The following is a 26649-nucleotide window of genomic DNA, read 5'->3' on the forward strand; positions in this document are numbered from 1 at the left end:
ACACGATGCCACGGTCGTACGCCATCGGCGAGTTCGCGGAGGAACTTGGCGTCCACCCCGAAACTGTCAAACGGTGGTGTCGAAACGGCGACCTTGACTACACACGCACGCCCGGCGGCGACCGACGCATCCCACACCGTGAACTCCTCCGCCTCGCTGGTGATGCTCGCCCCCGCGACCACGTCGCGCTCTACGCCCGCGTCTCCAGTCACGGACAGAAAGACAACGGCGACCTTGATCGGCAACTCGACCGTCTTCGAGACCACGCTCACGACAACGGATGGACGGTCGAAACCACCTACACAGACGTCGGCAGCGGTCTCGACCAACTCCTCGACGACGTACAAGACAGCGACTACGGCCGCGTCCTCGTCACCTACGAGGACAGACTCACCCGCTTTGGCTTCTCCTACCTCGAACGCCTTCTCGACCACCACGGCGTCACCATCACCGTCATCGAAGACGAGACGGACAAAACCGCACAGGAAGAACTCGTCGACGACCTCATCAAGCTCGTCGCCAGCTTCTCCAGCAAGCTCTACGGAATGCGATCCAGCAAAAAACAACAGGTCGTCAACGCCGTCGAATCCGAGGTGAACCCCGATGACTGACCACCTCTCGCTGCCCCTCCGACTGCCGGAGACACACCACGACGCACACGAACGGTTAGACGAGTTCGTCCAACACGTCGCCACCCGCATCCTCCACCTCCGCTGGACGCCGGAATACCTCGACGACATCCACGACGCCGACTATCAGGCGTGGACGTACTTCGACGAACACCAACCATTCGAAGAACTCGACGACCACGCCCTCTACCACTCCATCCACCACGGTGAAGATCCGCCGGCGGATTTCGAACTGTACGTACCGTCACGTATCCGGCGATGCATCCTACAGAAAGTCGGAGAAACCCTGCGGAGCCACGCCGATCGCCGCGACGCCTTCTACGCCATCCAGCGCGTCCTCCCCACGCACAAAATCCGCCGAATACACCGTCGCCGCATCAAAGAAGAACTGTGGGAGGACGGCGAGTACCTCTCCGGGGGCTACGTTGATGTTCTCATCGACCAACTCAACACGTACTACGACCGCCACGGAAGGTATCCGGACACGTATTTCGAGTTGCAAGACCCGCCGGAGTACAGCAACGGCGCGTTGCCGTACTCGGCGGACGACGGCCCCACGAGCGGCCAAGCCGTCAACTACCACTACGACGAAAACGAGCAGTCGGTGACGGTGAAGGTGAAGGTGAAAACCCCTGACACTGTGACTCCCGAAAGTCGTGGGGACTGGTCGTGGCACGAACACGACCTCGCCGGGTACGACGCCTTCTACACGCTCACCCAGCACGGCTCTCTGTCAGCCCCAGAGTTCCAATCCACGTGGCGCAAGAACGGCGACCACATCCACGAACTCTCGTTTCCCGTCGAAGTCGATAATGCCGACACAGACGGTGATGCGGAACGCGTGTTGGCGCTCGACGCCGGGATACGGAAGGACGTGACCGCGGTCGTCGTTGAGGAGACTGGCAAACAGGTGTCGCGGCCGCATTTCGTTCGAGTTACTGATCGTGACGGGATGCGCCGACGGCACCGGGAGCGACAGCGGTTAAACGATCAGTTGGCGGAACTTCGCCGGAGTGGGCGGGATCACACGGCAGCGTTCAAAACGGTGCAGGCAGAGTACGAACGAGTGAACACCAAAATCCAGCACAAGCGCGAGCAGTTGACACATGATGTGGCGAATCAGGTCGTCGCGCTCGCCTTGGTGTACGACGTGGACGCCGTGGTTCACGAGGATTTGCGGTCGCTGTCCCCACCGTCTGGTGAAGGTGGGTTGTCGTGGGAGCTGTCGAGTTGGGCGCGGCGCGAGATCGTCGAGAAGATCGAGTACCGCTGCGAGTACGTTGGCGTGGACGTGGATCGGGTGTACCCGCAGGGGACGAGTCGGTCGTGTCCGCGTTGTGGTTCGACTGGCCATACGTGCAAGTCTCCCGACCACACGGAGGAGGTGTGGTGGGGTGGGCACTTCCGCTGCGACAACGCTCGGTGCGGGTTTGAAGGTGATCGAGATTACATCGCGGCGGTGAACGTGGCTCGCGTGTTCTTCAGCGAGATGGATGGACTGGATCACGGTTTCATGTCCTCCTATACGGGGGATTCGGAAACCGTGCCAGCTCGCCGTTCCGTTGGCACGCGGCTCGCGTTCGGGCGTGGCGTTGTTGCCTACGAGCCCGAACAGACAGGGGCGACCGCTGGTGGTGGGTCGGCTGTCATAACGCCCGCTGTCGCCCTGTCAGAGTCGAATGCGGATGGCGGTGATGGGTGTGGCCCAGCCACCCGTCAGTACACCCAATTCCAACGGGTTACTGCTGAACACTGCTGAAAATAGGAACGGTGCGAGTCCCATCACTTTCCCCTCGCCGTTGAACATCCGGTAGCCGAGGTAGTTCGTGACCGCGGCGTAGAACAATCCCCAGCTGTTCGGGTGTTCGTACGTCCGGAGACGCGTGAGCCCGTCGGCGGTGGCGTGCCAGACGACGGTCGAGTCGTACTCGCCTTTCGCGTCGATCGTCAGAACCAGCGCCTCGTCGAACGTCGACGGGTGGAACGCGCTCACCGCGTGACACGCGTGGTGCGAGCGGCGCTCGATCGGCGGGAGGGGCGTTCCGATCTCCTCGAGACGGGACTCGACGAGACGCGTCGGCACGTACCGCGATTTAAACTGATCTCTGCCGACGTTCCGGAGGTGTGATAACTTCTCGAGCGTTCCGTCGAGCCGGACGGTATTTTTCAGGTAGTGATCGAGGATCTTCGTCCGGAGGGTCGGTTCGTACGGGAGGACGATCTTCTCGAGCTCGCCGAGGTCGATCCCTTCGTACTCGAGGCAGGCGCGAATCGCCCGCTCCGGGAAGGTGTCGACCGCGTGTTTCTCTCGAGTCAGGCGCTCTTCCTCGATCGCGAATCGAAGTTCACCGTCGTCGAAGATCGCTGCGCTCGGATCGTGCTGGCCGTAGAGGCCGATTGCGGGTTTGAATGACAGGACGTAGCTCATGAGTTCGGTGGTTTTTCGTCTGGGTGGCTCTCGTGGAACAGGTGGGTCGATCGACTGGCGATTATTCGATCCGAGCGAAACGATCACTCGATGTAGCCGAGGGTCTCGAGTCGGTTCTCGACCACGGAATCGACGGTCGCTCGGTTCGAATCCGTATACTCGGGATAGGACATCGGCTCGGTCTCCTCGACGATCGGAAGGACGCGCCCGTCCATCCTGTCGCTGTACGGTACCCCGAGTGCGGCGAGGATCGTCGGAGCGACGTCGAACAGGTGCGCGTCATCGATGGATCGCGACTGGTCGATTCCCTCGCCGCTCGCGACGAATATCCCATCGAGCTTGTGGTTCCAGGGTTCCGTCGTCTCGACGAAGTACTCCTCGCACGGCTGTGCCGAGAGGAAGTGCTGGAAGTCGGTCGGGACGGTGACGATATCGACTGCTCGATCCGTGTACGGGCCCTCGAAGAACGCCTCGCGGGGTGCGACCTCCTGGAAGACGGGCTCGCCGTCGGGTGCGGTCACCGACTCGAGTTCCCGAACGAGATCCGCTCTGACGGCCTCGTACTCGTCCTGTGGTATCGTCCCGTCGGGGTCTCGTCCCTCGACGTTCATCCGAACACCGAGTTCGGTCCGTGCGCGGACGTACGCTTTCGAATTCGGGAAGTCGACCTGTTCGTTCCCGGTGCGGACGACACCGTCCGGGACGTGTGCTTTCGCGAACTCCCCGAGTCCGAGGCGTTCCAGGACGAGCCCTGTCCGGTGGGCCGTAATTCCGACGCTCGCCAGCGCCGCGGCGATCCGTTCGACGGTGCTCGGCTCCCACTCGTCGGCCTGCTCGCCGTCCCGGAGGTCGTCTCGCATCGCGTTCCACGTCGGCATCCCCTTCCCGCCGAGGGTGGTCTCGAGATAGCCAGCGTCCTCGAGGAAGGCGTTGACTCGGAACTCGGGTTTCTCGTAGCGACCCATCCCGTGATCGCTCGCGACGAACACCTGCCGTGGCGTACACGCCTCGAGGACTGCGCCGATCTGCTCGTCGGCGGCAGCGTAGACTCGCTTGACCTTCTCCCACTCGCCGTCGAACTCGTGGAAGACGGTGTCGGTTTTCTGAAACTGGAGGAAGCCGAAGTCCGGTTCGAACCGGTCGGCAAGATAGCGAAACGCGTCGCCGCGCATCTCGACGAGCGTGCAGTACTCGTCTATCTTCTCGGCGTCCGAGAGCGAGTCGTCACCTCTCGCATACCGGGGGTAGACGCGGTACGCACCGATGGCCTCGCGGACGTCGTCGAGGATGCCTTTGGGGTGACACGGCGGATCTTCCGGACCGATGAATCCCGGGATAATCGCCCCGTCGATCTCGTCCGGCGGGTGCGTGACGGGAACGTTGACGACGACGCTCGAGCGACCGTGGTGGTCGAGCAACGTCCAGAGTCGGTGTGCGTGGACGTCGTCGCCTTTCACGACGTGAAAGTCGTATCCGTCGAACCCGGTAAACCCGTAGACGCCGTGTTTCCCCGGATTGACGCCGGTAAACAGCGACGGCCACGCGCTGGGTGTCCACGGCGGAATCTGCGACTCGAGCGGTGCGGTGACGCCCGTCTCGAGCAGGGCGCGGAGGTTCGGAATCACGTTCTCCTCGGATAGCCGGTCGAACACCGAGAGACAACCGGCGTCGATGCCAACGAGCAGTACGTCCATCTGATTTCGACCAGTCGTCGGTTCGCTTTCGCTACTACGTTTCATTCAGATACGTCGGGAGTGGTGTCGGAGGGATATATTTAATATCGAGTAAAACACCCCGACCGCGTTCGGCGAGTGTGCAAACGAGGTGTCGGATTGCGACCGGTCGAGCGTCGAGAACTCGCCAGGTCTGGACCCCTGTTTCCCCCTCGAAACGGTGTTTAACACACCGATAAACGCTCTCTCGATCGGCCGAGATCGAGATCTCGAGGATTCCGACGGGCGAATATCGTTTAAGAAGTCCATCACCAAATGGCTCGAATCGGGACGAACGAACAGCATGGATCAGAACCTCTCCAGACGACGCGCGCTGGCTGCACTCGGTGTGACTTCGACCGCGTTCGCCGGCTGTCTCGAGTTCCTTCCCGGCGGTGAGACCGACACCCCCTCCGAAAGCAAGACCGGCGGGGACGGGGGCGACACTGGTGGGGACGGGACGCCCGGAACCAGTCCGGACTGGCCTGCGATCGACGCCGGCGAGGTGCTCTCGGACTTCGAAGACCTCGATCGGTGGGAGCCCCACGAGACGAGCGAGGTCAGCGCAGCCCCAGACGAGGCACAGACTGGATCACAGGCGGCGATCATCGAGAGCGACGAGGGATCGGCCAGCATGAGTATGTTCTTCCCCGACGGCCTCGATTTCGAGGGGTGGGACACGTCGATGGCGGTCAAGCCAGAATCCGTAAACCGAGTCATCGTCGAATTCATCGCCCCGACTCGCGACGAACGTCTCACCAGCGTCCGAACGGTGCCCGACGACTACGACGACTGGTTCCGGATCGACTGCGGGTACGAACACAAGCCTGCAGGCGAACCAGATCTGTCGAACGTCACCCGGCTGAACGTCGTCGCGGACGGCCCCGAAGGTGGCCCGGCCCGGATGCTGGTCGACGACCTCCGGCGAACCGAGGCGGTCGACAACGGTAAGGCGATCCTCGCGTTTTACGGTGGGCACCAGTCACACTTCGAACTCGCGGCGGACCTGCTCGAGGAACGGGGGTGGGCTGGTGCGGTCCCGGTCGATCCGAGGCGCATCGGCGATCGGGATCGAATGGGGTTCGACGAGTTACACCAGCTCAGAGACCGTGGCTGGGACGTCTGCTCGTACCCGCGGACGGACGGCAACTTCGCCGAACAGTCCGAGGACCGACGGCGGACGGTCATCGAGAGTAGCCGGGACTTCCTCGCAGACAACGGCTTTCCGGACGGCTCGCGCCACTTCTTCGCCCCCGAGTGGAGATGGATGGATCCGACGACCCACGGGATCGTCCGCAATCTCCACGAGTCGGGCTTCATGTTCGGGTCCTGTCCGACCGGCGCACCACCGACTGGCATCCACATGACACCGGTCATCTGGGGACCCACGCTCCACAACGGCGTTCGTCGCCACGTCAACCTCTGTGATCAGTACCAGCAACTCACCGTGATCCGAATTCCTCGGATCGTCGACGGGGCCGCTGGCTCGAATAGCATGTCGCTCGAGGCCTTCGAGAGTCTGCTCCACCACATCGAGCATCGGGGTCTCGACGTGATCACGCCCTCCGACCTGGTCGACGGAACGATTGGTGGAGACGGCGGGAACCAAAGCGAGAACGTAGAGCAGCCGAACGGGGTCATCCTCGAGGCGGGCAAAACGCACTCGCTCGAGGGATCGGGACAGACCGAAACCGACGAATTCGACCTCAGCCAGGGCATCCTCACGGGACAGTTTACTCACGACGGTGACTCGGAGTTCGTCGTCGAGTTGACGGAAGTCGACGGCGACCTCGGCAACGACCTCCTGACGACCACCAGTGGCGCGACCACGGGCGAGTCGATCGTGACGATCGGCGACGGGACGTACCAGGCCACCGTCGATGCGGACGGGTCGTGGTCGCTCACGATCGACCAGCCCGAGGTCCACAGCGACGACCTGACCGACGTCCCGGTCGAAACGTCCGGGACGGGATCGGCGGTCGTTGGCCCGCTGTGGACCGACAGTGAACTTCGCCTCTCGGTGACGCACGACGGCACCGGGGAGTTCGTCGTCGACGGATACGGCGCAGACGGCAGCTGGGAACAGATCGTCAACAAGACCGGCGCGTTCGACAACTCGAGGTCGTACGCTGCAAGCGGTGTCGTCTGGATCAACGTCGAGGCCGACGGCGACTGGACGCTCGAGGTCACTAAATCGTGACCGGGAGTTCGCCTCGCTAGCGCGACGGAGCGACGTTGGTCTCTCTGAGGCCCCACAGCGCGCCGCAGTGCATACCACGTCGACCACTGTCGAGTGCAGGGAGAGCGTCGTTCGATTCACCATCTCCGGCTACATGATTCGGGAAAGAAAACTGGGGTAGAGTTTTTACCCACCCGTGATCGAGGCAACTACACTTTACTCTCAATTTAAATATAAATCCTGCCTCGATATGTCCGGTGTGAACAGACGCGATCAATCATCGATAATTAGGCCGCGAGGCCGAGCCCTGACCTGAACTGGTGCACAATTCAAACCCAGTCACGATCGACGAAACGATAACGTAGCTCGCCGAGAGGTGTATGGATAGTACGCTGCCGCCGATTTCGGCCGCCAAGATGGCTCCTGAGACAGCCGATACACTACCGCTGACGTCTCCTCGTGAAAGACCATGATAATCGGCCAATGCTCTTTCACGGATAGTGTGCAGTTCCTCTGGAGACGAGAAGCGCAACGTGCACGCTGCCGTCGATTCTCGCCTCGCGAACGCTGCAGTTCCTGTCACGGTTCGACACTGCTGAGCGGTGCGAGTTCCTGTCACGATCTCGATCTCGAACCACGCGGAAGCCGAGCTGGCAGTCAGTTCATACGCCATCATTCTATTCGCCATACATAACATATCACATACCATTTTGAGAACAGGTAAGTAGAAACTTTTTCTAAGTTGTTAATATGATATCTGGCTAACCGATACGAAACTCGATCTCGATGAACGGATCCCCGACTGTCTCTCGTCGTGGTCTCGAGATCGTCTGTTTCGAGTGTGTTTTCAGTTTCGATGGATTCGAGCATCTTCGTTTTGAACGTCGAATTCCAACCGAGGGGTCTTCGACTCGAGTCCGAGGCGGCGTCGTAGTCTGCTTCACGAAGGTTTGCAACGTCGATTTCGAGCGTATCGATCGCGGCCAGCGCAGTAACCACTTCCCTTCGTTGGGTCCACTCGAGCAGAACGGCTTTCACTTCCGTTCACCACGAGATGGATGTGGCCGACGCCACGAATCGTTCTCGGAGTCGATCGAAGGTCGGTCGTGTCCTCGGTTCGGACGGACTCGACGACATCGGCCGGGAACTGGCCGATCGGTAGACGAGAGACGAGAATCGATCGAGTCTTCGTGAGCTCGCCGAGCACTTCAACAAGCGAGTACTCGAGTCGGCTCTGGACGATGCGGATGTGAACACGCTCGAGGGCGAACTGGACAACAGGTACCAGCTACTGATCGAGGACGCAACAGTAGAACGCGTATCGAGACCCGGCGACGACTCGAACGAGCGGACCGACGCTGATACTACCAGACAACAGTCAGGTATCCGTAACCGCATCCGCAGACTTCGAGGCCAAACGCAGACGGTTTCCGCGAACGAACTCGATGAGTTGGAGAAACGAGACCGTGTCGACCTCGGCGATTTCGACGTCTTCGTCACTGTGTATTGTACCGACTGTGACACCCAGTTCTCCGTCGATCTAGAGAACTGCACCCGTGACTGCTAAAACGGATCTGAAACATTACACCCATATGTTCGTAAGGCCAGCGAGCGGTAAACGATAACACTCCTATGGCTGTCAGGGATAGGAGGTCGGTACGCTCGATCGACAATTCATAACGATTGCTGTGACTGGTTGCCGACGCAACCGCAAGCCGGGTCGCGGTTGCGCCGGGACAGACTCACAGCGATCGGTATCAGGCCTCGCCGGCACCGTTCACCGAGAAGAAACGGAAGCGACGGGTCCGACCAGGCGAAAGCCCGTCGATAGAACGGCAACGACGTCTATTCGGCACCATGCTGGCGAAATCGCTCGAGGTCGGTCTTCTCAACTGTTTCTGTTCCCGAAACCCTCGTATCTGTGATAGGATCGGGAAAAACGGCCTCAGAAGAGCGTTGCCGCGCAAATTTTCCCGTTTTCAATATTCGCCGGATTTCCTCGCGGAGAAACGCGTTTGTCGACACGAAACGGGTCACACGAGTCTCTCGGAAAGCGGGGTCGTCGGCCCGAGAGTGGATTCGTTCGCGCGATAGCCAACGCAGTAGACGGGAGGTGGATTTCGCTCAGCACCGACGCTGGCAGTGGTGGGGCAGACGACTCTCGATCGCTTCATCGAGAGAGACCTGCTCGAGACGGAGTGTCTCGCTCGTCTCGAGTGCGGAGGACCGTGCAATCCGTCGATTTTCGCCGATCGTGATCCGTCCGCCGACGAGGAGACGATGCGTTTCGCGTAAAGAAACGACACGGCGTTTCGCATCCATCGGCAGTCTGCGAACGATTCCCTCTCGGAAGTCGATGCTCGATCGAACAGCCGCTCGCGGCATCTGCATTCCAAGAATCGCGGCTACGGGATGCTCGTCAGTACCGGATTTCGAGTTCCAGTTCGTTTACCGCACCGAGAACTGCGTTCGCGTAGGTACCTTCGAGTTCTTCTCTCGGGAGTCGGTGGGCCGGCCCGGCTACGGTCATCGCACAGGCCATCCCGGTGTTCGGGTGGATAACGGAGGCGCTTACGGCTCGTATCCCCCGCTGGCGCTCCTCCATGTTGAGCGCGTAGCCGCGCTCCCGGATGACGTCGATCTTCTCGAGCAACTCGTCTACGTCGGTGACCGTATTCGACGTCAGCTGGGACAGTCCTTGCGTGTCGACGATTTCCTTGATCTCCTCGTCCGAGTGGGCTGCGAGCATCGCTTTTCCGGACGCAGTCGCGTGTAGCTGGAACCGTTCTCCGAGGAGGAAGTTTTTGATGTTGTACCGGCTCCGGTCGATGTACGTGAAGATGCCGTAGTCCCGCTCTTTGACCGAGACGAGGACCATCTGGCCCGTCTCCTTGCCGAGCTCGCTGGCTTTCACGTTGGCCTGGTGACAGAGGTCGATTTCGTCCCGGAGCGCGCCACCCATGGTCAGAAACTTGAATCCGAGGCGGTACTTTCCGTCGCCGTTGACGACGAACCCCTCCTGTTCTAACGATTGGAGGTGCTTGTGTACCGTCCCTTTGGAGAAGCCGGTCTCGTTAGCCAGTTCCGTCACACCGGCCTCGTTCCGCGATTGCAGTGCCTCGATGATCGCAAACAACGTCCGGTTGGACTTCACTGCCGTACTCTGTGACGAACTCTCGAACTCTCCGTCCGCTTTCACCGCCGGGCTGTGCGTCCTGTCGTCGTCCATTACTACATCGAGTATATACCATGGTACTTAGTCGTGTGCTTCACCATAACATTTGTCTATGTCAGCTAGCTGGCTCCGATCGGGCGTCGGTCAGAGGTACGCGGCATCCCACCGAGCCGGTTTGCTGACGTTTCCACAGTCGGCACACTCGAGTCGGCCCATCGCGTCCATCGCAGTCGCGAGCCCATCACAGCGAGCGCAGTAGTAGCCGTACTGCTCGGTCCGTTCGGGATCAGTGTACACGGCCTGGAACACCCCGTTCGATCCCAGATCGTGATCGGGAGCGACGTACAGTTGCTCTCCCGCTTGTGTCGTTACCGTCTCTCGCTTCGCATCCGCCATCTTGGCGTAGATGTTCTCGACGAACGACCGCCCTCCGACGTTGACCTGTCTGGCGTCGACTCGCCGGAGTCCGTGGCGTTCGTAGAACGCGTTTCCTTCCGCGTTGACGTTAAGGACGCGTCCTCGGAGACGTTTTGCGCCCCGTTCTTGGAGCGCCGTCAGCGTTCGTTCGAACAACTCCGAGCCGATCCCACGACCGCGGTCAGCGGGTGCGACGTGAAGCCAGTGGATGTCGCCGTAGGTGCCGACTGTGCTCTCGGTGAACCCGACGACGTCGTCGTCTCGAACGGCGACCAGAACGAGGCGGTCCGACCGCTCGAGTGCGGCCGTGGACGCTTCGTCGCCGTGCCACTGTGTAACTGCTTCGTCGATTATCGCCGGACTGAGCGCATACGACGCCTGCAGCGATTGCCGTGCTACTTCCGTGATCTCATCCTGATCGGTGGCGTTCGCTTCACGGATCTCCATGCGCTATCGTGTGCGATGGCAACATATGTAAATCTTAGCCCCGGGACCCCCGCCTTCGGCGTGACGGTCCACTGAGGATCGGCGAGAGCTGTGGCTGGACGTGCCCGTAAGCGGGCACGACGTCGAATGCCGTTACGCGTGCGTTTCGAGGTAAGAGCCGAAGAGTTCCTGTTCGTCCGGCCGCTTTGCATCCTCGATGACGCGGGAGATCGTCGTCGTCTGGATGAAGTGTTCGTAGTTTACGTTTCCGTCGAGCTGGTTTCCAGCCCACGTGCCACCTCCCTCAGAGAGTGTGTTCGGGAGGCCGTTTTTGTGCCAGCCGCCGTTCGCGAACGCGTGGGGCTGGTTGACGATGACGCGGGCGACGTTCACCTCGTCGCCGACTTTCCGTACGTGATCGTCGTTTTCGGTGTGGATCCCACACGAGTGGCCGGCACCCTCGAACGAGAGGATCCGTTTGGTCGTCTCGATCGCCTCCTCGAGGTCGGGGACCTCGAAGACGTTCAGGACGACGGCGAGTTTTTCGCCCGACAGCGGGTACTCCGGTCCGATACCGGTTCCTTCGGTGATGAAGAAATCCGCCGCTTTCGCCTCGGGGTTCTCGAGTCCGGCGGCCTCGGCGATCACGTCCGCCGGTTGTGCGACGAGGTCGGTGTCGAGCGAGCCGTGTCCCTCGGGAAACAGCGCGTCCCGGATCTTCCGACGTTCGGTCTCGTTGCACACGTATCCGCCCTCGTTCTGCAGGGCGTCGACGAGATCGTCGTAGACTTCCTCGACGATCGCTGCGTTGTTGTCGGACGAGCAACTGGTCGCGTGATCGACTGTCTTGCTCTTGTGGAGCCGTTTCGCGACCGTTTCGACGTCGGCGGTGCTGTCGACGATCGCCACTGCGTTGCCTTCACCGACGCAGTAGTTCGGAGTGCCAGAGGACTCGCCTCTCGCCACGTTCGCAGAGGAGCCGGTGACCTGGAGGAGGTCGACCTGATCCATCAACTCGTAGGCTTTGCTCTTGGTGGCCGGCCGGGGGACCATCTGGACGAGGTCTGTGGGCGCTCCGACCTTCTCCAGTTCGTCGTGAATGTACTCGACGACCAACTCGCAGACTTTCTCGCCGCGGGGCGACGGAGACAGGATGATCGCGTTACGTCCTTTCAGCGCCATCATCGCGAGAGCGGTCGGGGTCGTCCCTGGATGGGTCGAGGGAACGACGGCGCCGACGACGCCGACCGGTTTGGCGATCTCCGTGAGCTTTTGCTCCTCGTCGACGTCGATGACGCCGACCGACGGCTCGCCGAGGGTGTCCTCGAGTACGCCGAGAATTTTGCGTCGTTTCTTCTGGATCTTGTCCTCGACCTTGCCGAGCTCGCTCTCCTCGACAGCGACCTCCGACAGGTGGACGGCGTGGTCTTCCTGGTAGATCGCCCAGCCGACGGCCCGAACGAGCTCGTCGACCTCTTTTTGGCTGTAATCACTGATCTCCGCCATGGCGTCACGGCCACGGTCGATCAGATCGGCGACGATACCACTGGCATCTGATTCGACTGGGGATGACTGCGCGTCGACTCCCATAGTGTTCCTCACGTCCGTATCGTAGCATATAATGGTAATGGATAGGGAGTTCGAGTCAGTATAATGAATATAATGTGGTTGGAATCCCCGTCAGGAAAAAGCGAGGCCGACCGGTAGAGACGATCGGTCACCATCCCTGGTACTGGACGACGGATAGCCTGCTATAGTCGCCGCCGGGAGTCGTTGTACGCCTCCCCACGACGGCCGAATCGGCGGGACATCGCCGATTTCGACCGCTTCGATGCGGAGAGCGGATAAATCGTTTCAGTCGGTACTATACCACGAGGTGCGAGTCGTAACTCGTCTCCCGTATCGTCGGCGACTACTCGTCGATCCCAGCCATATCCTCGTATACGGTAACGACGGCGGAGAAGTCCAGGTCGCCGCGGTCTTTCTCCTCGAGCGATTTGAACAGTTCGTGGTTGAGCGAGGAAAGCGGGATCGGTGCTCCATACTCTTCGCCATCGTCGACCGCGATGCGAAGATCCTTGTACATGTACGAGCCGAAAAAGCCCGGCTCCATGTCGCGGTCGATCATCCCCTCGGCGCGGGTCTCGAGCGCCCACGTCTGCGCTGCACCGCCTTCGATCGCGTCGACGAGTTTCTCCTGTGAGATACCGGCTTTCTCGGCGAACACGAGTGCTTCCGAGAGACTCGTCACTTCCGCTGCAGCGATCATGTTGTTACAGATCTTCGCGACCTGTCCCGCTCCCGTCTCTCCGACCCGTGTTACCTGCCCGCCGATCGTCTCGAACAACTCCCGGTACTCCTCGACGAGGTGTTCGTCGCCACCGATCATGATCCGCATCCACGCCTCTCGCGCGCCCTGTTCGGACCCGCTGACCGGCGCGTCGATGGTTCGAATCCCCTCCTCGGCGAGGTCGGCAGCGACGTCACGGATCGCACCGGGGCCGATCGTACTCATGTCGATCAGCACCAGTCCTTCCGCTGCGCCCTCGACCAGTCCGTCCGGTCCGAGTGCGACCTCTCGGACGTGTTCTCCCCTCGGCAAGAACGTGATGACGGCGTCGCTCGCCTCGGCGACGTCGGCCGGCGTCTCTCTCGACTCGGCACCGTACTCCTCGAGTTCGACGACTGGATCCGACTGGATGTCGCTGACGACGACGTCGTACCCGGCGTCGACGAGATTTTTTGCGGCCGGTTTACCCATGATTCCAAGTCCGATAAAGCCGATTCTCCGTTTCGAACTCATGCGTACCCACACTCACCGGAAGCCGTTAAAAAATTTAGCCTGATGACCTGACAATGCATCGAATCGACGATCGGATCGACTCCGAAGTGAGGCCTCGTCTCTCCTCTCGCTATTTTTGCGCTACTACCAACATTTTTAGTGATGGTTGGTGATTTGCAGGTGCATGGCACACCCAACGCCAGCGAATGGAACCAGACTCGTCGTTTCACCTGGACAGGTCGTGCTCGGAACGGGCGCAATCGAGGAGGTCGGCGAGTACGCCGATCTGTACGGAAACCGGGCGCTGCTGGTCGCGACCGAACAGATCGACGAGATCCACGGTGATCGAGTTCGAGAACAGCTATCGGCAGCGGGTATCGAGACCGTCTCGTACACGGACGTTCGGCCCGATCCGACGGTCGAGAACATCGAGGCCGCCTACGACGTCTGGCAACGAGACGAGTGTGACGTGATCGTCACCCTCGGCGGCGGGTCGTCGATCGACGCCGGAAAAGGCGTCGGCATTCTCGCCACAAACGACGGCCACATCCGCGACTTCGGCGTCGACAGGGCGGGCTACGAGGGCGTCCCGAATCCGACGCCGCCGCTCATCGCAGTCAACACCACTGCTGGCACTGGCAGTGAAGCGACCCGTTCTGTCGTCGTCTCCGACGAGAGCACCGACACGAAGTTCCTCATCGTCTCGAAGAACGTCGTGCCGGACGTGGCAGTCGAGGACCCGGAGCTGACGCGTTCGTTACCACAGAGTCACACGGCGTTCACCGGTATCGACGCGCTCACTCACGCGATCGAAGCCTACGTCTCGGTCAAGTCCTACGGCGTTCCACAGGACTTCGCACGGGGTGCGATCCGCCGAATCGGCCGCTGGTTACCCGTCGCGTGGGCGAACGGCGACGATATCGAGGCGCGAACGGAGATGATGATCGGCCAGTTACAGGCCGGCCAGGCGTTCACGAACTCCTCGGTCGCGCTCGTCCACGGGATGGCACGACCCCTCGGCGCACAGTTGCACCTCCCCCACGGGCTCGCGAACGCCATCCTTCTCCCGTACGTGATGGAGTTCTCGGCGATGGCCGCGCCAGAGGAGTACGCCGAAATCGCCCGGTTACTCGAGGCCGCAGAACCCGGCGACACCGATCGCGAGGCTGCGGACAGGGCGAGCGAGGCCGTCCACCAGCTGTGTGCGGACGTCGGCCTCACGTCGTACCTGGACGACTACGGCGAGATCCCGTCCCGGGAGGAGTACCTCGACGTCGTTGGAAAGATGGCTCAGGACGCGATCGACTCGGGGTCGCCCGACAACAACCCCCGAAAGCCAACGCGCGAGGAACTCGAGGAGCTGTTCGTCACGGTGTACGACAACGCCCTCGCACCCGACAGTCCGCGTCGTGCCTGATTCTCGCCGGGGATTCGTTCTCACAGATTCGTTCGTCGTTTCGACGGCGCATGTCGTGCGCTCTGGGCACGGTAACCATCGAGTCCGTCCCGAACACGGTGGCCATCGAGTCCGTTCGAATCAAAATCGGAAGAAAAAGACCGGTACTGGCGCGGCGTCAGATTACTCGTCCTGATCGGCCCACGCGAGGAACAGTTCCTCTTTCGAGGTCAACCCCTCGTCCGGGAGCGCGTGCTCGACGACGTAGCTACTCGCCTCGTGTTCGTTGTCCCACATTGCCTGGTGGGCGTCCGGGAGGTCCTCCCAGTCGACGACCGCCGGGTCGGTGAGGTCGACCTCTCCGGCGTCGATCGCCTCGTTGAGCTGTTCGACCTCGTAGGCGTTGCTCAGATGCGTCCCGAGGATCTCCGCAGTCGGCATCAGGACGTCACGCTGGCGCATCCAGACCTGCGGTGCGTACATCGAGTAGCGGTTGTCCTCGAGGTTCTCGCTGTAGACCACGTTGCCGGTGTGTGGCTTGGTGAGCATGGTACTCACGAAGAGCGCGTCGTGGTCGGCCCGGTCGAAGACGACGTCGGGGTAACCACGCGGGTTCTTCGGGGTTCGGAGGTGTTCGCCGACGGCCCTGCCGAGCGGCTTGAACACTTCGTCGGTGAACTGCTGGACCACGCGGCGGAACTTCTCGGGATCGTCCTGTGCGTTCGGCAGATCTGGAAGCGTCTCCGGCCAGCGGAACTCCTCCTCGCGACGTTTCAGGTCCTCGAGACTGACCGTCCCCTCGACGGCGTCCCCGTAGCCGAGCGACTCGACGAACTCCTGCTGTTCGTCGGTGTAGGTGACGACCGCGATCCGCCCGCCGGCCTCGCGGGCGTCCTCGATAGCGCGCAGGCCGACCTCGTCGACGACGCCGTCGGGGCCGGTGTCGGTTCCGTAGTAGACGAGCACGCCGTCACCGGCGCGGACGTCGGCTCGCTCGTACATCACCGCCGGCGTCGACGTGCCGGGCTTGCCGAGGAAGGTCAGGTAGTAGCCGGTCGAGGCACCGTAGAACGTGAGTTTGCCGCCCTCCTCGAGCATCTGGAACGTCCGCGGGAACGAGAGTTCGCCGGCGTGGCTCACGGCGTAGTCGGCGCGGCGGCCGTCGTGGTGGTCCTCGAAGGCTTCGACGAACTCGCGGCCCGCCTCTTTCCACTCGTCCCACTTCTCGGGCTCTCGCGGGATGCGTCCCCAGATGTCGTCGTAGGGATCGTCGGTTCGGTCGATCGCGTCGGCACCGAGCGTCTCGATGCGTTCGGCTCGTTCCTCGCTGGAACACAGTCCCGTGACCTCGACGTCGTTGCGGGTCGCTAGCTTGGTCGTCTCCCAGCCGGTCCCCGTCGAGGCCCCCTCGACGAACATCGTCGTCCGGGGATCGACGTCGAGCGTCGTGAACAGCGCCCGCCAGACGGTGCCGGTCGCGAGGACGTACGCGCCCGCCTGCTCGAGCGTCGCTTCCTGGGGGATCGGCAGGACCTGGGGCCCCTGGGCGAGCATGAACTGCTGGTGGCTCCCGTTCGGTCCCTCGTACCCCTGGATCGAGAAGTCGGCGTACATCGGATCCAGTCCCATCGTCGGCGAGAGCAAGTCGCTCTGTCCGGAGTAGATCGTCACCAGGTCCCCGACCGCGACGCGGCCTTCGCGCGTGACGGCCTCGCCTGCGTCGACGACGACCGCGACTCCGCCGCTGCCAGTGGTGTGGTAGTCCTGATCGTGGGAGTCGAACTGGCTCACCGGGATCCCGGTGATCGCCCAGATGTCGTTGAAGTTGACCTCGCTCGCGAGGACGTACAGCAACACCTCGTTCGGCCCGGGATCCTCGACCGGGACGATCTCCTCGACCTCCGCCTCTTCCGGATCGCCGTGGGCAGCCTCGCCAGTGTCGTCGTCTTTGACGACCGCCTGGGCGTACTGGTACTCCGGCACCTCGTCGACGCCCGGGTAGAACGGCGTGCCGGGCTCGAGGAGCCGACCCTCGTCGATGAGTTCCTGCTCCTGTTCGGGCGAGGGATCGAACCGCTCTCGCGTCGGGAGGGGCTCGCTCGCACGATCGAGGAACTTCTCGATTCCCGCTTTCCCGCCGACTGGGTCGACGACCGCCTCCGCGAAGTGCGTCGCCTCAGCTTCGAGACCGACGTCGATACCGTCCTCGAAGCCGGTCCGGATCGCGTCGATCGCGCGGTCGAAGGCCTTCGTCCGGCCCTCGCTCGTGTATTCACACTGGTTTCTGTTGCGCTCGACGATCGGGTCTTCGAGGACGTCCTCGGGGAACTCGCCGGGCTCGCTCCACGTCTCGCGGTTCTCGAGGCGTTGCTCGCGAGCCTCGGCCAGCACGTCCGAACCGCCTGCGATGTGTTCGCGGGCGAGTTCTGACGCCCGCGCTCGAGCCGTCCGGTCGGTCTCGAGTTCGTCGATCAGCCCCATCTCGAGAGCCTCGTCGGCGTCGACGTTTCGGCCGTTCGTGACGATCTTCACGGCGTCCCGGATCCCCTCGAGACCGCGTTTCTCGGCGAGAAGCCGCGGGAGCCGCTGGGTGCCGCCGTACCCCGGGATGAGGTTCAGGTTGAGTTCGGGCTGGCCGAACTCGGCTCCCCGGTCGGCGACCGAGTAGTGGGCCGCGAGCTGTAACTCGTTGCCGCCGCCGAGGGCCGCGCCGTTGACTGCGGCGACGACCGGCACGGATAGCTCCTCGATCCGGCGGAACGCCTCGTGAGCCTTGTTCGGGAACGAGATCGCCTCCTCGAACTCGTGGACCTCCTCGAGAAACTGCTCGATGTCGGCACCGGCGACGAAGTTGCTCGGACCGCCGCCGGTGATCACGACCGCGCCGACGTCCTCGCGGCGGCCGAGGTGCTCGAGGACGGTGTTCAGTTCGTCGAGCGCGCGTTCGTTGAGCGCGTTCACTGGCGGGCTGTCGATCGTCACCGTCGCGACTTGCTCGTCCGTGTCGGCCCCGCGGACTGCATTGTACTGGACCGTGACGTTTCGATACTCCTCGAGGATCTCCTGTTCGGCGGCGAGTTGCTGTCGCCGTCGCCACCGTTCGCACTTCGGGCGGATGTCGTCGATCGTCTCGGGATTTTTCAGCGTCGTCGTATCGCCGATCTCCTCGCCGTTTAACATCGCAGTGAGCATGCGACGCATGTACTTCCCGGAGCGCGTCTCGGGGAATTCGTCGACCTCGACGAACTCCTCCGGGATCGCGGTGACGCCTTTCTCCTCTCGGACCAGTCGGGACAGCCGATCTTCGACCTCGGTCGTCAGTCGCTCGTTGGGCTTCGTCTGGACGAACGCGACCGGCGTCAGACCCTTCTCGTGGTGGTCGGCACCGACGACGACCGCGTTTGCCACCGGCGAGTCGGGGTTGATCTGTTTGTCCTGGAGGATCGCACCCTCGATCTCCTCGGTTCCCATCCGGTGGCCGGAGACGTTGATGACCTCGTCGGAACGCCCGTGGAGGCTAAAAGAGCGGTCCTCGTACTTCTTGGCGAAGTCACCCTGCAGGTACGCGTACTCGCCGTCCTTCTCGACCCAGTAGACGTCCTCGAAGCGCTCGGCGTTGCCCTTCCAGCCGTCTTTCCACCGTTCGGGCCCCCAGTTCTCGAGGTCCCCCCAGACGTACCGCATCAGGTACGGGTAGGGCTCGCGGATGATGATCTCACCTCGTTCCTCGTCGTCGGCCTCGCGCCACGCGACCGACCCGTCCTCGCGTTCTTCCGCTTTGACCCAGACGTCGCCGAACACCCACGGGAGCGGGTAGGTGTGGGCGTCCGGGCGCAACTCGAAGTCCTCGTTCCCGAAGAAGTGCGTCCAGACGATCCCGCCGTGTTCGGTCGCCCAGTAGGAGTTGATATACCACTCGCAGACTTCCTCCATGCCGAACTGCTGAACCGCGGGACTTACGGGCTCGGCACAGAACGTCGCGACGCGAAGCGAGTCGGTGCTCCACTCGCGCATGTCGCTTACGCTCTCGTCGTCCTCCATGATCCCCTTGAGGAAGGTCACGCCCGCCTTGAACACCGTCGCACCGTAGCGCTCGATGACCGAACTGAACCGGCCGGCGTCGGGGTAGACGGGCGCGCCCTCGAGCAGGATGCTCGTCGTCCGGGTCGACAGCGACGCGCTGATGAGATACGACTGTCCCGTAATCCAGCCGGGATCGGCGATGACGAACATCGTGTCCTCCCCGGGGACGACGTCGAACGACGTCTTCATCGTGTGTGCGATGCCCGCAGTGTAGCCGCCGTGGACGTGGACGACGCCTTTGGGTTTGCCCGTCGAACCGCTCGTGAAGATGACGAAGAGCGGATACTCCGCGTCGACCGGTTCGGGCTGCGAACTCGCCCACAGCGCCCGGACCAGGTCCCGGTCGGAGAGGTCGTACAGGTCCTCGAAGCTCTCGAGGTCGAATCCGGCCGCCCTGGCGTTCTCGAGGACGTCCTCGCGGGCCTCGGCGAGCAGGTCCGCGGACCAGGCGTCCCGATCGTGCATCTGGATCTCCTGGCCCGTATGCTCGACGACGATCACCTGCTCGACTCGTTCGTCGGAGTCGACCAGCGCCTGGGCGATCTCCGTCCTGATCTCGGATTTCTCTTCGCCCGAGAGGTCGTCGAACTCGGCGAGCGCGTTCCCCACGCCGCGCATGGCCTGGGCCCGTTCGACGGTTATCTCGCCTTCGATCGCCCGTTCGACTGCCGACATCATCGCGTCTGTGTGGTGATCGTCGACCTCGAGGTCGGCGAGCGTGCCGTCGACGATCTCGGTCACGATGTCGACGGGCAGGTAGTCGTCGAGTGCCGGATCGCCGTACTGCTCTTTGTACGGGACGACCTCCGCGTTGCGGTAGCCGCCGTCACTCGTGACGAGCACGTCGGCACCGAGCCGTGCGATGCGGTCGGAGAGCGTCTTGTCGCTGAATCCGCCGAACACCGGGGTGTACACGATCCCGAGACGCTTTGCCGCCTCGGTGTAGTAGATCTGTTCCATGACGTTCGGCATGTTCAGTGCGATCCGGTCGCCTTTCTCGAGGCCGAGGTTTTGTAGCACCTGCGCCGCGGACACGACGCGGACGAGCAGTTCGCGTCGCGAGATGTCCTCCGAGACGACCGGACCGCCGCGCCCGCCGTTTTTCGACTGGTCCCACCGGTCGCCCTCGAAGTGAAACGCCGTCTCCGCGCCGTGGCCCGCGAGGACGTTTCGATCGATCTCGTTGAAACAGGCGTTCGTCTGCCCTCCGGAGAACCACTCGTACAGGGGTGCCTCCGAATCGTCGAACGCCACGTCCCAGGGTTCGTGAGACGCCGCGTAGTCTCGTTCGATCGGGCTCCCGTCGTCGAACTGGAAGCCGGTCCAGGACTCCGAGTCGTCGCTCCAGGACAACCACTCGTCGTCCGATTCGTGATACCAGTGCAGTTCCCGTTTCGCGATCGACCCGTGGAACGCACCCGGATCCTCGCGTGCCCGCTCGCGCATCGCCTTCCAATCCTCGGCAGTGCGTATCGGATTCGATCGGACGTCCGTTTCTATGCTCGGTCTGTCTGCTAGTACGTCTGAGTCTGACATGGTACCGATGTTCGAACCGGTTCAATTCCACGAGTTAAATTGGTTACGAATGGCGTAGTCTTTCCCACCAGTTTCTCCCGCGCGACACCTCGCGTCCCCACCGTCGTCGAGTCGGTGATTGCCGACGCTGTGGCGTCCGAAATCTTTGATCCTGAACTGGTTCGTCGGGCCGTGAGAAAGCCCGCGCTGGTCAGGGTGTCTCGTTCCAGCGCTCGTTCGGTCGGAAGCGGGAGCCTCTCGAGTTCGAGCCCATTCCGTACGCAATCGAGTTCGATCGCGTCATCACGATAGCTGTGAGTCGTTACCGCCGCAACCGCGAACCGTCTTGCTGTTGCGTCGGTGCCCAGTCACAGCCATCATTATCAGGCCAGCCCGATCCGTTCGTCGTAGGCCCCGTGGTGTTTCTTGAACACGTCCATAATCTCGCCCATCGTCGCGTACGCCTTCACCGCGTCGATGATCGGGGGCATGACGTTCTCGTCGTTCGCGATGGCCTCCGAGATTCCCTCGAGGGACGCCTCGACCGCCTCGTCGTCGCGATCGTCTTTGACCCGCGCCAGGCGCTCGAGTTGCTGGTCTCGGACGCTGTCGTCGACCTCGAGAATCTCCGGGTTCGTGTCCTCCTCGATCGTGTACTCGTTGACGCCGACGACGACTTCCTCGCCGGCGTCGACCCGGTTCTGGTACTCGTAGGAGGCTTCCTGGATCTCCCGGTGGAAGTACCCCTCGCCGAGACCCGTGAGAACGCCGTCGCGCATCGAACCGCCGCCCATCTCGCGAATCTCCTCGAGGTAGTCCATCGTCTCGCGCTCGACCTCGTCTGTGAGCGCTTCCACTGCGAACGAGCCGCCCAGCGGGTCGACGATGTCGGCCACGCCGGACTCCTCGGCGATAATCTGCTGGGTGCGCAGGGCGACCCGTACTGCCTTCTCGCTCGGCAGGGCGAGTGCCTCGTCGAAGCTGTTGGTATGCAGGCTCTGGGTCCCGCCGAGGATGCCCGCGAGCGCCTGGATCGTCACCCGGGCGACGTTGTTGAGCGGCTGCTGGGCGGTCAGCGACTGGCCAGCCGTCTGCGTGTGGAACTTCAGCCGCCTGGACTCGGACTCGTCCGCGCCGTACCACTCGTCCATCACGCGGGCGTAGATCCGCCGTCCGGCACGGAACTTGGCGACCTCCTCGAAGATCGAGTTGTGGGCGTTGAAGAAAAAGGAGAGTCGCGGGGCAAACGCGTCGACGTCCAGTCCGCGCTCGAGCGCATCGTCGACGTACGCGAAGCCGTCCGCGAGCGTGAAGGCAAGTTCCTGGATCGCCGTCGATCCCGCCTCACGGATGTGATAGCCCGAGATCGAGACCGGGTACACGTTCGGCGTCTCTTCGACGGCGAACTCGATCGTATCGGTGACGGCGTCCAGAGATGGTTCGGGCGGAACGACCCACTCCTTCTGTGCGATGAACTCCTTGAGCATGTCGTTTTGGAACGTCGCCCGGATCTCCTCGCGCGGGACGCCCTGCTGGTCGGCGAGCGCGACGTACATCGCGTAGATGACCGGTGCGGAGGGGTTGATCGTAAACGAGGTCGAGACCTCGCCGACGTCGATACCCTCGAAGAGGATCTCCATGTCCCGCAGGGTGTCGACGGCGACGCCCTCCTTGCCGACCTCGCCCTCGCTCATCCGGTGGTCCGAATCGATCCCCATCAGCGACGGCATGTCGAACGCCGTCGACAGCCCCGTCTGTCCGTTCTCGATCAGGTAGTGAAAGCGGTCGTTCGTCTCCTCTGCCGTCCCGAATCCGGCGAACTGGCGCATCGTCCAGGTTCGACCGCGGTGCATCGTCGGATACGGTCCGCGAGTGTACGGCTCCTCGCCGGGGAAGCCGAGGTCCTCGAGGTAATCGATGTCCGCGACGTCTTCGGGCGTGTAGAGCCGGTCTACCTCGTGGTTCGAGACAGTAACGAACTCGTCTTTCCGTTCGCCGTGGCGGTCCAGCGCGGGCTCGAGCCGTTCGCTCTCCCACTGCGTTCGCTGCTGGTGAATCTGCTCGAGGTCGTCCTCGTCGTACATACGCTTTCTCAACTATACCGCCCGGAGTATAACGTTTTTGCTGCGCTCAGTACGTCGTTTCGGAATGGCGGGTTCTCGGTGCCAACACGGTGGGCGGGCGGCTCGTCTCCTGTCTCCGACGATCCGGTCCTGCAGCTAGTCGAGGTACACTGGATCAGAAGCGAACGCGGCTTCGTCGGCAGTCGTGTGGCCGATACGGAGCGGACGAGTGCGTGTTTCCTCGAGTGTTTCGCTGGCCGATTCGTCGCGTGTCCATCCTACAGCGGGACGTTTCCGTGATCTTTCGGCGGCCCCTCGACGCGCTTTCGCTCGAGTAACTCGAGGTCGTCGATCAGCCGTCGTCTCGTGTCCCTGGGTTCGATGACGTCGTCGATGTAGCCGCGTTTCGCCGGCTTGTAGGGGTTCGTAAACTCCTCTCGATACTCGTCGATCAACTGCTCCCGACGTGCCTCGGTATCGTCAGCCTCTGTGAGTTCCTTGCGATAGAGGATGTTCACGGCACCTCGGGGACCCATCACCGCCATCTCGGCGTTCGGCCAGGCGTAGTTGACGTCGGCCTCGAGTTCCTTCGAGGCCATGACGATGTAGGCGCCGCCGTAGGCTTTCCGCGTGATCACCGTCAAAAGCGGTACCGTCGCTTCGGCGTAGGCGTAGATGAGTTTCGCGCCGTGTCGAATGATACCGTTGTGCTCCTGATCGGTGCCGGGCATGAATCCGGGCACGTCGACGAGCGTCACGATCGGAACGTTGAACGAATCACACGTCCGGACGAACCGTGCGGCCTTCTGTGAGGCGTCGATGTCGAGCGTTCCGGCGTTGACGCGTGGCTGGTTGGCGACGATACCGACCGAGCGGCCGTCCATGCGGGCAAAGCCAACGACGACGTTGCGCGCGTAGCCCTCGTGGACCTCGTAGAACGAGCCCTCGTCGACCAGTTCGTCGACGACGTTGGTGACGTCGTACGGCTTTTTGGGCTCCCGGGGAACGATGTCGCCGACGTGTGAGTCTCGAGTCGGGTCGTCCCACGGCTCGACCCGCGGTGGATCTTCCAGATTGTTCTGTGGAAGATACGAAAGCAGTGCCCGGATGGAGTCGAGCGTCTCCTCTTCGGTGTCGCAAGCCACGTGTGCGACGCCGGACGTGTCAGCGTGCGTCCGTGCCCCGCCGAGTTCGTTCATCGTCACCTGTTCGCCGGTGACCGTCTCGATCACGTCCGGGCCGGTGATGAACGCGTGTGACGTGTCCGTCACCATGAACGTAAAGTCGGTGAGCGCCGGCGAGTAGGTTGCACCGCCGGCACACGGTCCCATGATCGCCGAGATCTGGGGTACCAGCCCGGAGGCGTCGGTGTTTCGTTTGAAGATGCGTGCGAAACCGACGAGCGAGGTGACGCCCTCCTGGATGCGGGCACCGCCCGAGTCGTTCAACCCCACGATCGGAACGCCAGCGTTTACGGCCTGATCCATCGCTTTCGTGATCTTGTCGGCGACGACCTCGCTAACGGAGCCGCCGAGCACGGTGAAATCGTGGGCGAAGACGAACAGTTTCCGTCCGTCGACCTCGCCGTATCCGGCGACGACCGCGTCTCCGGGGAAGCGCTTCTCGTCGATGCCGAAGTTCGTCGAGCGGTGTTCGACGAACGTATCTAGCTCGTTGAACGTGTCGTCGTCGAGGAAGTGCTCGATCCGCTCGCGAGCAGTCATCTTCCCCTTCTCGTGTTGGGCGTCGATGCGGTCCTCGCCGCCGCCCCTGTGGGCCTCCTCGCGGCGCTCCCGCAGTTCCTCGATCGGATCGTCCTCGGTCATCGTCGCTCACCTCGAGGTCCCCGTCGACGGCGATCGCCGTCGTCGCTCGTTCGATCGCCGCCACGCCGCGGAGGGCGTAGCGAGGCTGTCGGTTCCACAGTAACGGCCGTTTCGGTCGTATCGTCGGTCATGGATTGCTATCTGAGGTCTCGGCAGGCGCAGTAGTCGTTAGTGGTCGGTTCGGCTGATTCGGCACGCACTTCGGAGTGAACGGCCGACGAGTTTCGGTTCGATCACGTCCGTTAGTGGCACCCCATCCATAATGAATGTTAATGGTAGAATTCACCTGAACGGTGGCGTCGCGCTCGGACCGGCCCGTGCGTCAGCAACACCAGCTCGTACTACACCACCGGAATGCGAGCACGCGCTCGCCGGTCGTCTCCGAGGAGACCACGTCGGGTTCGACCGTCATCCCGATCTCGACGTCGTCGGCGTCGCGTTCGACGACAAGCCCGGTGAACCGGACCGGACCGAAGTCCGCGATCGCTACCACGTACGGTGCATCGTCTTCGAACGTCGGTGTCGACACGCTAGTAACGGTAAACGTCTCGAGGGTGCCAGTCGCCGGCAGCGGAGCCGGTTCTACGTCTGCCGACCCACACGCTGGACAAACGTGCCGTGGCGGCAGGAAGCCGTGTTCTTCGGAACACGTGAGATAGTACGGTTCGCCGTTCTCGATAGCGTCGAGCCAGTCGTCGAACCCGTCGTCTCTGACGTGATCGCGCTGTTCGCTCATGCGACCACCTCCGGAGCAGGGCTCCGGCGTACCCGCATTCGCTCGCAACGCTCGCTCATGCGACCACCTCCAGCACGTGAACGATCGCGGTAGCGACGGTTCCACCCGCGTTGTGCGTCAGCGCCGTCGTGGCGTCCTCGACGTACTCGCTGTTTGGGTGGTCTCCCCGCAGGAGGGCAGCGATTTCTGCGATCTGTGCCGTTCCCGTCGCACCCACGGGATGACCCTTCGCTTTGAGCCCACCCGAGAGGTTGACCGGCCGGTCACCGTCTATCGTCGTCCGGCCGTCGCGTGCAGCCGAGATCCCCTCACCGATCGGCTCGAGGTCGAGCGCTTCGATCGCGAGGACCTCTGCGATCGTAAAGCAGTCGTGGACTTCCGCGACGTCGACCTCGTCCGCCGAGATGCCGGCATCGTCGTAGGCCCGTTCGCCCGCCCGTCGTGTGGCAGGAGAGCGCGCGAGAAACTCCCGATCGTGTAACGCGAGTCGATCGCCGCCCTGTCCGGTGCCGGTGATCGCGACCGACGCATCGAGGTCGTGTTCCTCGGCGTAGGACTCGCTCGTGAGTACGAGCGCGGCCGCACCGTCCGAGATCGGACAGGAGTCGTACAGACCCAGCGGCGAGGAGATCTGTGGCGCCTCGAGGACGTCCGAAACGGCGATCGCCTGCTGGTGGTGAGCGCGCTCGTTCGAGAGCGCGTGTTCGTGATTTTTCACCGCGACGTGGGCGAGTGCTTCCCGACTGCCGCCGTAGGTATCGAAGTACGCTCGAGCCATCAGGGCGTACGCACCGGGGAACGTTACGCCAGCGCGCACTTCCCAGAGATCGTCCGCCGCCGTTGCGAGTGCCTCCGTCGCGTCGCCCGTCGTCAGGTTCGTCATTCGTTCGGCACCGCCGACCAGCAACACGTCGGATTCACCGCTTCGGATCCGTTTGACAGCCTCTCGAACGGGAGCGCTTCCCGAGGCGCACGCCGCCTCGTATCTCGCTGCCGGTGCCTGTACGCCCGCAGCCTCCGCCATCAGCGGTCCTTGATGTCCCTGTCGTTCCGACAACTCTCCCAGGAAGTTGCCGTAAAGCACTTCTTCGACGTCCGTCCGGGCAACGTCGGCGTCGTCGATCGCGCTAGCGCTCGCCTCTGCAAAGAGCTCTCGGGTCGTTCGCTCGGCATACTCGCCGAACGGCGTGAGTCCAACACCAGCTACTCGTACCTCGCTCATAGTCGGACTCTGGACAACCTCCGTGTTATACCTCGTGGTTGCATCTCCATTAACTGTACT

14 protein-coding genes and 2 pseudogenes are annotated in these 26649 nt (G+C 62.5%); 5 read left to right on the forward strand and 11 right to left on the reverse strand.

All coding sequences use genetic code 11. From position 1 onward, the window contains the following. Positions 1-5: 5 nt before the first annotated feature. Both MU558_RS19230 and MU558_RS19235 read left to right on the forward strand, forming a co-directional pair. The gene (locus MU558_RS19230; RefSeq protein ID WP_246975930.1) at positions 6-611 is read left to right on the forward strand and encodes an IS607 family transposase; all 606 of its coding nucleotides are present in this window, start codon (positions 6-8) and stop codon (positions 609-611) included. Continuing rightward, entirely contained in the window at positions 604-2388 is a 1785-nt protein-coding gene (locus tag MU558_RS19235; RefSeq protein ID WP_246975932.1) for a zinc ribbon domain-containing protein, read from the forward strand. The genes MU558_RS19230 and MU558_RS19235 overlap by 8 nt, the downstream gene beginning before the upstream one ends. A gap of 6 nt (positions 2389-2394) precedes the next feature. Here the strand turns inward: MU558_RS19235 and MU558_RS19240 are convergent. Together MU558_RS19240 and MU558_RS19245 are read right to left on the reverse strand one after the other, a co-directional pair. Then, positions 2395-3057 (reverse strand): annotated as a pseudogene (locus MU558_RS19240) (carbamoyltransferase N-terminal domain-containing protein); the annotation flags it as partial. 83 nt (positions 3058-3140) lie between these two features. After that, on the reverse strand, positions 3141-4796 hold the full coding sequence (locus MU558_RS19245; protein ID WP_246975935.1) for an alkaline phosphatase family protein: 1656 nt from the start codon (positions 4794-4796) through the stop codon (positions 3141-3143). 277 nt (positions 4797-5073) lie between these two features. Here MU558_RS19245 and MU558_RS19250 point away from each other — a divergent pair, with 277 nt between their 5' ends. Both MU558_RS19250 and rdfA read left to right on the forward strand, forming a co-directional pair. Further along, positions 5074-6969, forward strand: coding sequence for a polysaccharide deacetylase family protein (locus MU558_RS19250; protein ID WP_246975938.1), 1896 nt, complete (start codon positions 5074-5076; stop codon positions 6967-6969). A gap of 1159 nt (positions 6970-8128) precedes the next feature. Then, positions 8129-8515: pseudogene (rdfA, locus tag MU558_RS23420) on the forward strand (rod-determining factor RdfA); the annotation flags it as partial. Positions 8516-9367: 852 nt separating this feature from the next. On the opposite strand, the gene MU558_RS19255 reads toward rdfA, so the two are convergent. From MU558_RS19255 to MU558_RS19270, 4 genes are all read right to left on the reverse strand, one after another. Then, a complete protein-coding gene (locus MU558_RS19255; RefSeq protein ID WP_246975941.1) occupies positions 9368-10177 on the reverse strand; it encodes an IclR family transcriptional regulator in 810 nt (269 codons plus the stop codon). Positions 10178-10267: 90 nt separating this feature from the next. Next, on the reverse strand, positions 10268-10987 hold the full coding sequence (locus tag MU558_RS19260; RefSeq protein ID WP_246975944.1) for a GNAT family N-acetyltransferase: 720 nt from the start codon (positions 10985-10987) through the stop codon (positions 10268-10270). 132 nt (positions 10988-11119) lie between these two features. Then, positions 11120-12556 carry an aldehyde dehydrogenase family protein gene (locus MU558_RS19265; RefSeq protein WP_246975947.1) on the reverse strand — a complete coding sequence of 479 codons (1437 nt, stop codon included), beginning with the start codon at positions 12554-12556 and terminating at the stop codon, positions 11120-11122. 322 nt (positions 12557-12878) lie between these two features. Then, positions 12879-13769: an NAD(P)-dependent oxidoreductase gene (locus MU558_RS19270; protein WP_246975950.1), complete on the reverse strand. Its 891-nt coding sequence runs from the start codon at positions 13767-13769 to the stop codon at positions 12879-12881. Positions 13770-13932: 163 nt separating this feature from the next. Between MU558_RS19270 and MU558_RS19275 the strand changes: the two genes are divergently transcribed. Further along, the gene (locus MU558_RS19275; protein ID WP_246975953.1) at positions 13933-15165 is read left to right on the forward strand and encodes an iron-containing alcohol dehydrogenase; all 1233 of its coding nucleotides are present in this window, start codon (positions 13933-13935) and stop codon (positions 15163-15165) included. Positions 15166-15327: 162 nt separating this feature from the next. Here the strand turns inward: MU558_RS19275 and MU558_RS19280 are convergent, their stop codons facing one another. The 5 genes from MU558_RS19280 to MU558_RS19300 all read right to left on the reverse strand — a co-directional run bounded on the left by MU558_RS19280 (position 15328) and on the right by MU558_RS19300 (position 26589). Further along, a complete protein-coding gene (locus MU558_RS19280) occupies positions 15328-20673 on the reverse strand; it encodes an AMP-binding protein (RefSeq protein ID WP_377071326.1) in 5346 nt (1781 codons plus the stop codon). 452 nt (positions 20674-21125) lie between these two features. After that, positions 21126-22826 carry an acyl-CoA mutase large subunit family protein gene (locus tag MU558_RS19285; RefSeq protein ID WP_246975958.1) on the reverse strand — a complete coding sequence of 567 codons (1701 nt, stop codon included), beginning with the start codon at positions 22824-22826 and terminating at the stop codon, positions 21126-21128. A 257-nt stretch (positions 22827-23083) separates the two neighbouring features. Beyond that, positions 23084-24631 carry an acyl-CoA carboxylase subunit beta gene (locus MU558_RS19290; RefSeq protein WP_246975961.1) on the reverse strand — a complete coding sequence of 516 codons (1548 nt, stop codon included), beginning with the start codon at positions 24629-24631 and terminating at the stop codon, positions 23084-23086. A gap of 322 nt (positions 24632-24953) precedes the next feature. Then, the gene (locus MU558_RS19295) at positions 24954-25367 is read right to left on the reverse strand and encodes a Zn-ribbon domain-containing OB-fold protein (RefSeq protein WP_246975964.1); all 414 of its coding nucleotides are present in this window, start codon (positions 25365-25367) and stop codon (positions 24954-24956) included. A 55-nt stretch (positions 25368-25422) separates the two neighbouring features. After that, positions 25423-26589 carry a thiolase domain-containing protein gene (locus MU558_RS19300; protein ID WP_246975967.1) on the reverse strand — a complete coding sequence of 389 codons (1167 nt, stop codon included), beginning with the start codon at positions 26587-26589 and terminating at the stop codon, positions 25423-25425. Positions 26590-26649: the final 60 nt, after the last annotated feature.

It is taken from the genome of Natribaculum luteum (assembly GCF_023008545.1).
Classification (GTDB): Archaea; Halobacteriota; Halobacteria; order Halobacteriales; family Natrialbaceae; genus Natribaculum; species Natribaculum luteum.

Bases quoted from the DNA above. Each gene is read 5' to 3' on its own strand.
- MU558_RS19280 (WP_377071326.1), bottom strand. From the start codon at position 20,673: ATGCGCGAGCGGGCACGCGAGGATCCGGGTGCGTTCCACGGGTCGATC.
- MU558_RS19295 (WP_246975964.1), bottom strand. From the start codon at position 25,367: ATGAGCGAACAGCGCGATCACGTCAGAGACGACGGGTTCGACGACTGG.
- MU558_RS19255 (WP_246975941.1), bottom strand. From the start codon at position 10,177: ATGGACGACGACAGGACGCACAGCCCGGCGGTGAAAGCGGACGGAGAG.
- MU558_RS19275 (WP_246975953.1), top strand. From the start codon at position 13,933: ATGGCACACCCAACGCCAGCGAATGGAACCAGACTCGTCGTTTCACCT.
- MU558_RS19230 (WP_246975930.1), top strand. From the start codon at position 6: ATGCCACGGTCGTACGCCATCGGCGAGTTCGCGGAGGAACTTGGCGTC.
- MU558_RS19290 (WP_246975961.1), bottom strand. From the start codon at position 24,631: ATGACCGAGGACGATCCGATCGAGGAACTGCGGGAGCGCCGCGAGGAG.
- MU558_RS19235 (WP_246975932.1), top strand. From the start codon at position 604: ATGACTGACCACCTCTCGCTGCCCCTCCGACTGCCGGAGACACACCAC.
- MU558_RS19300 (WP_246975967.1), bottom strand. From the start codon at position 26,589: ATGAGCGAGGTACGAGTAGCTGGTGTTGGACTCACGCCGTTCGGCGAG.
- MU558_RS19250 (WP_246975938.1), top strand. From the start codon at position 5,074: ATGGATCAGAACCTCTCCAGACGACGCGCGCTGGCTGCACTCGGTGTG.
- MU558_RS19270 (WP_246975950.1), bottom strand. From the start codon at position 13,769: ATGAGTTCGAAACGGAGAATCGGCTTTATCGGACTTGGAATCATGGGT.
- MU558_RS19265 (WP_246975947.1), bottom strand. From the start codon at position 12,556: ATGGGAGTCGACGCGCAGTCATCCCCAGTCGAATCAGATGCCAGTGGT.
- MU558_RS19260 (WP_246975944.1), bottom strand. From the start codon at position 10,987: ATGGAGATCCGTGAAGCGAACGCCACCGATCAGGATGAGATCACGGAA.
- MU558_RS19285 (WP_246975958.1), bottom strand. From the start codon at position 22,826: ATGTACGACGAGGACGACCTCGAGCAGATTCACCAGCAGCGAACGCAG.
- MU558_RS19245 (WP_246975935.1), bottom strand. From the start codon at position 4,796: ATGAAACGTAGTAGCGAAAGCGAACCGACGACTGGTCGAAATCAGATG.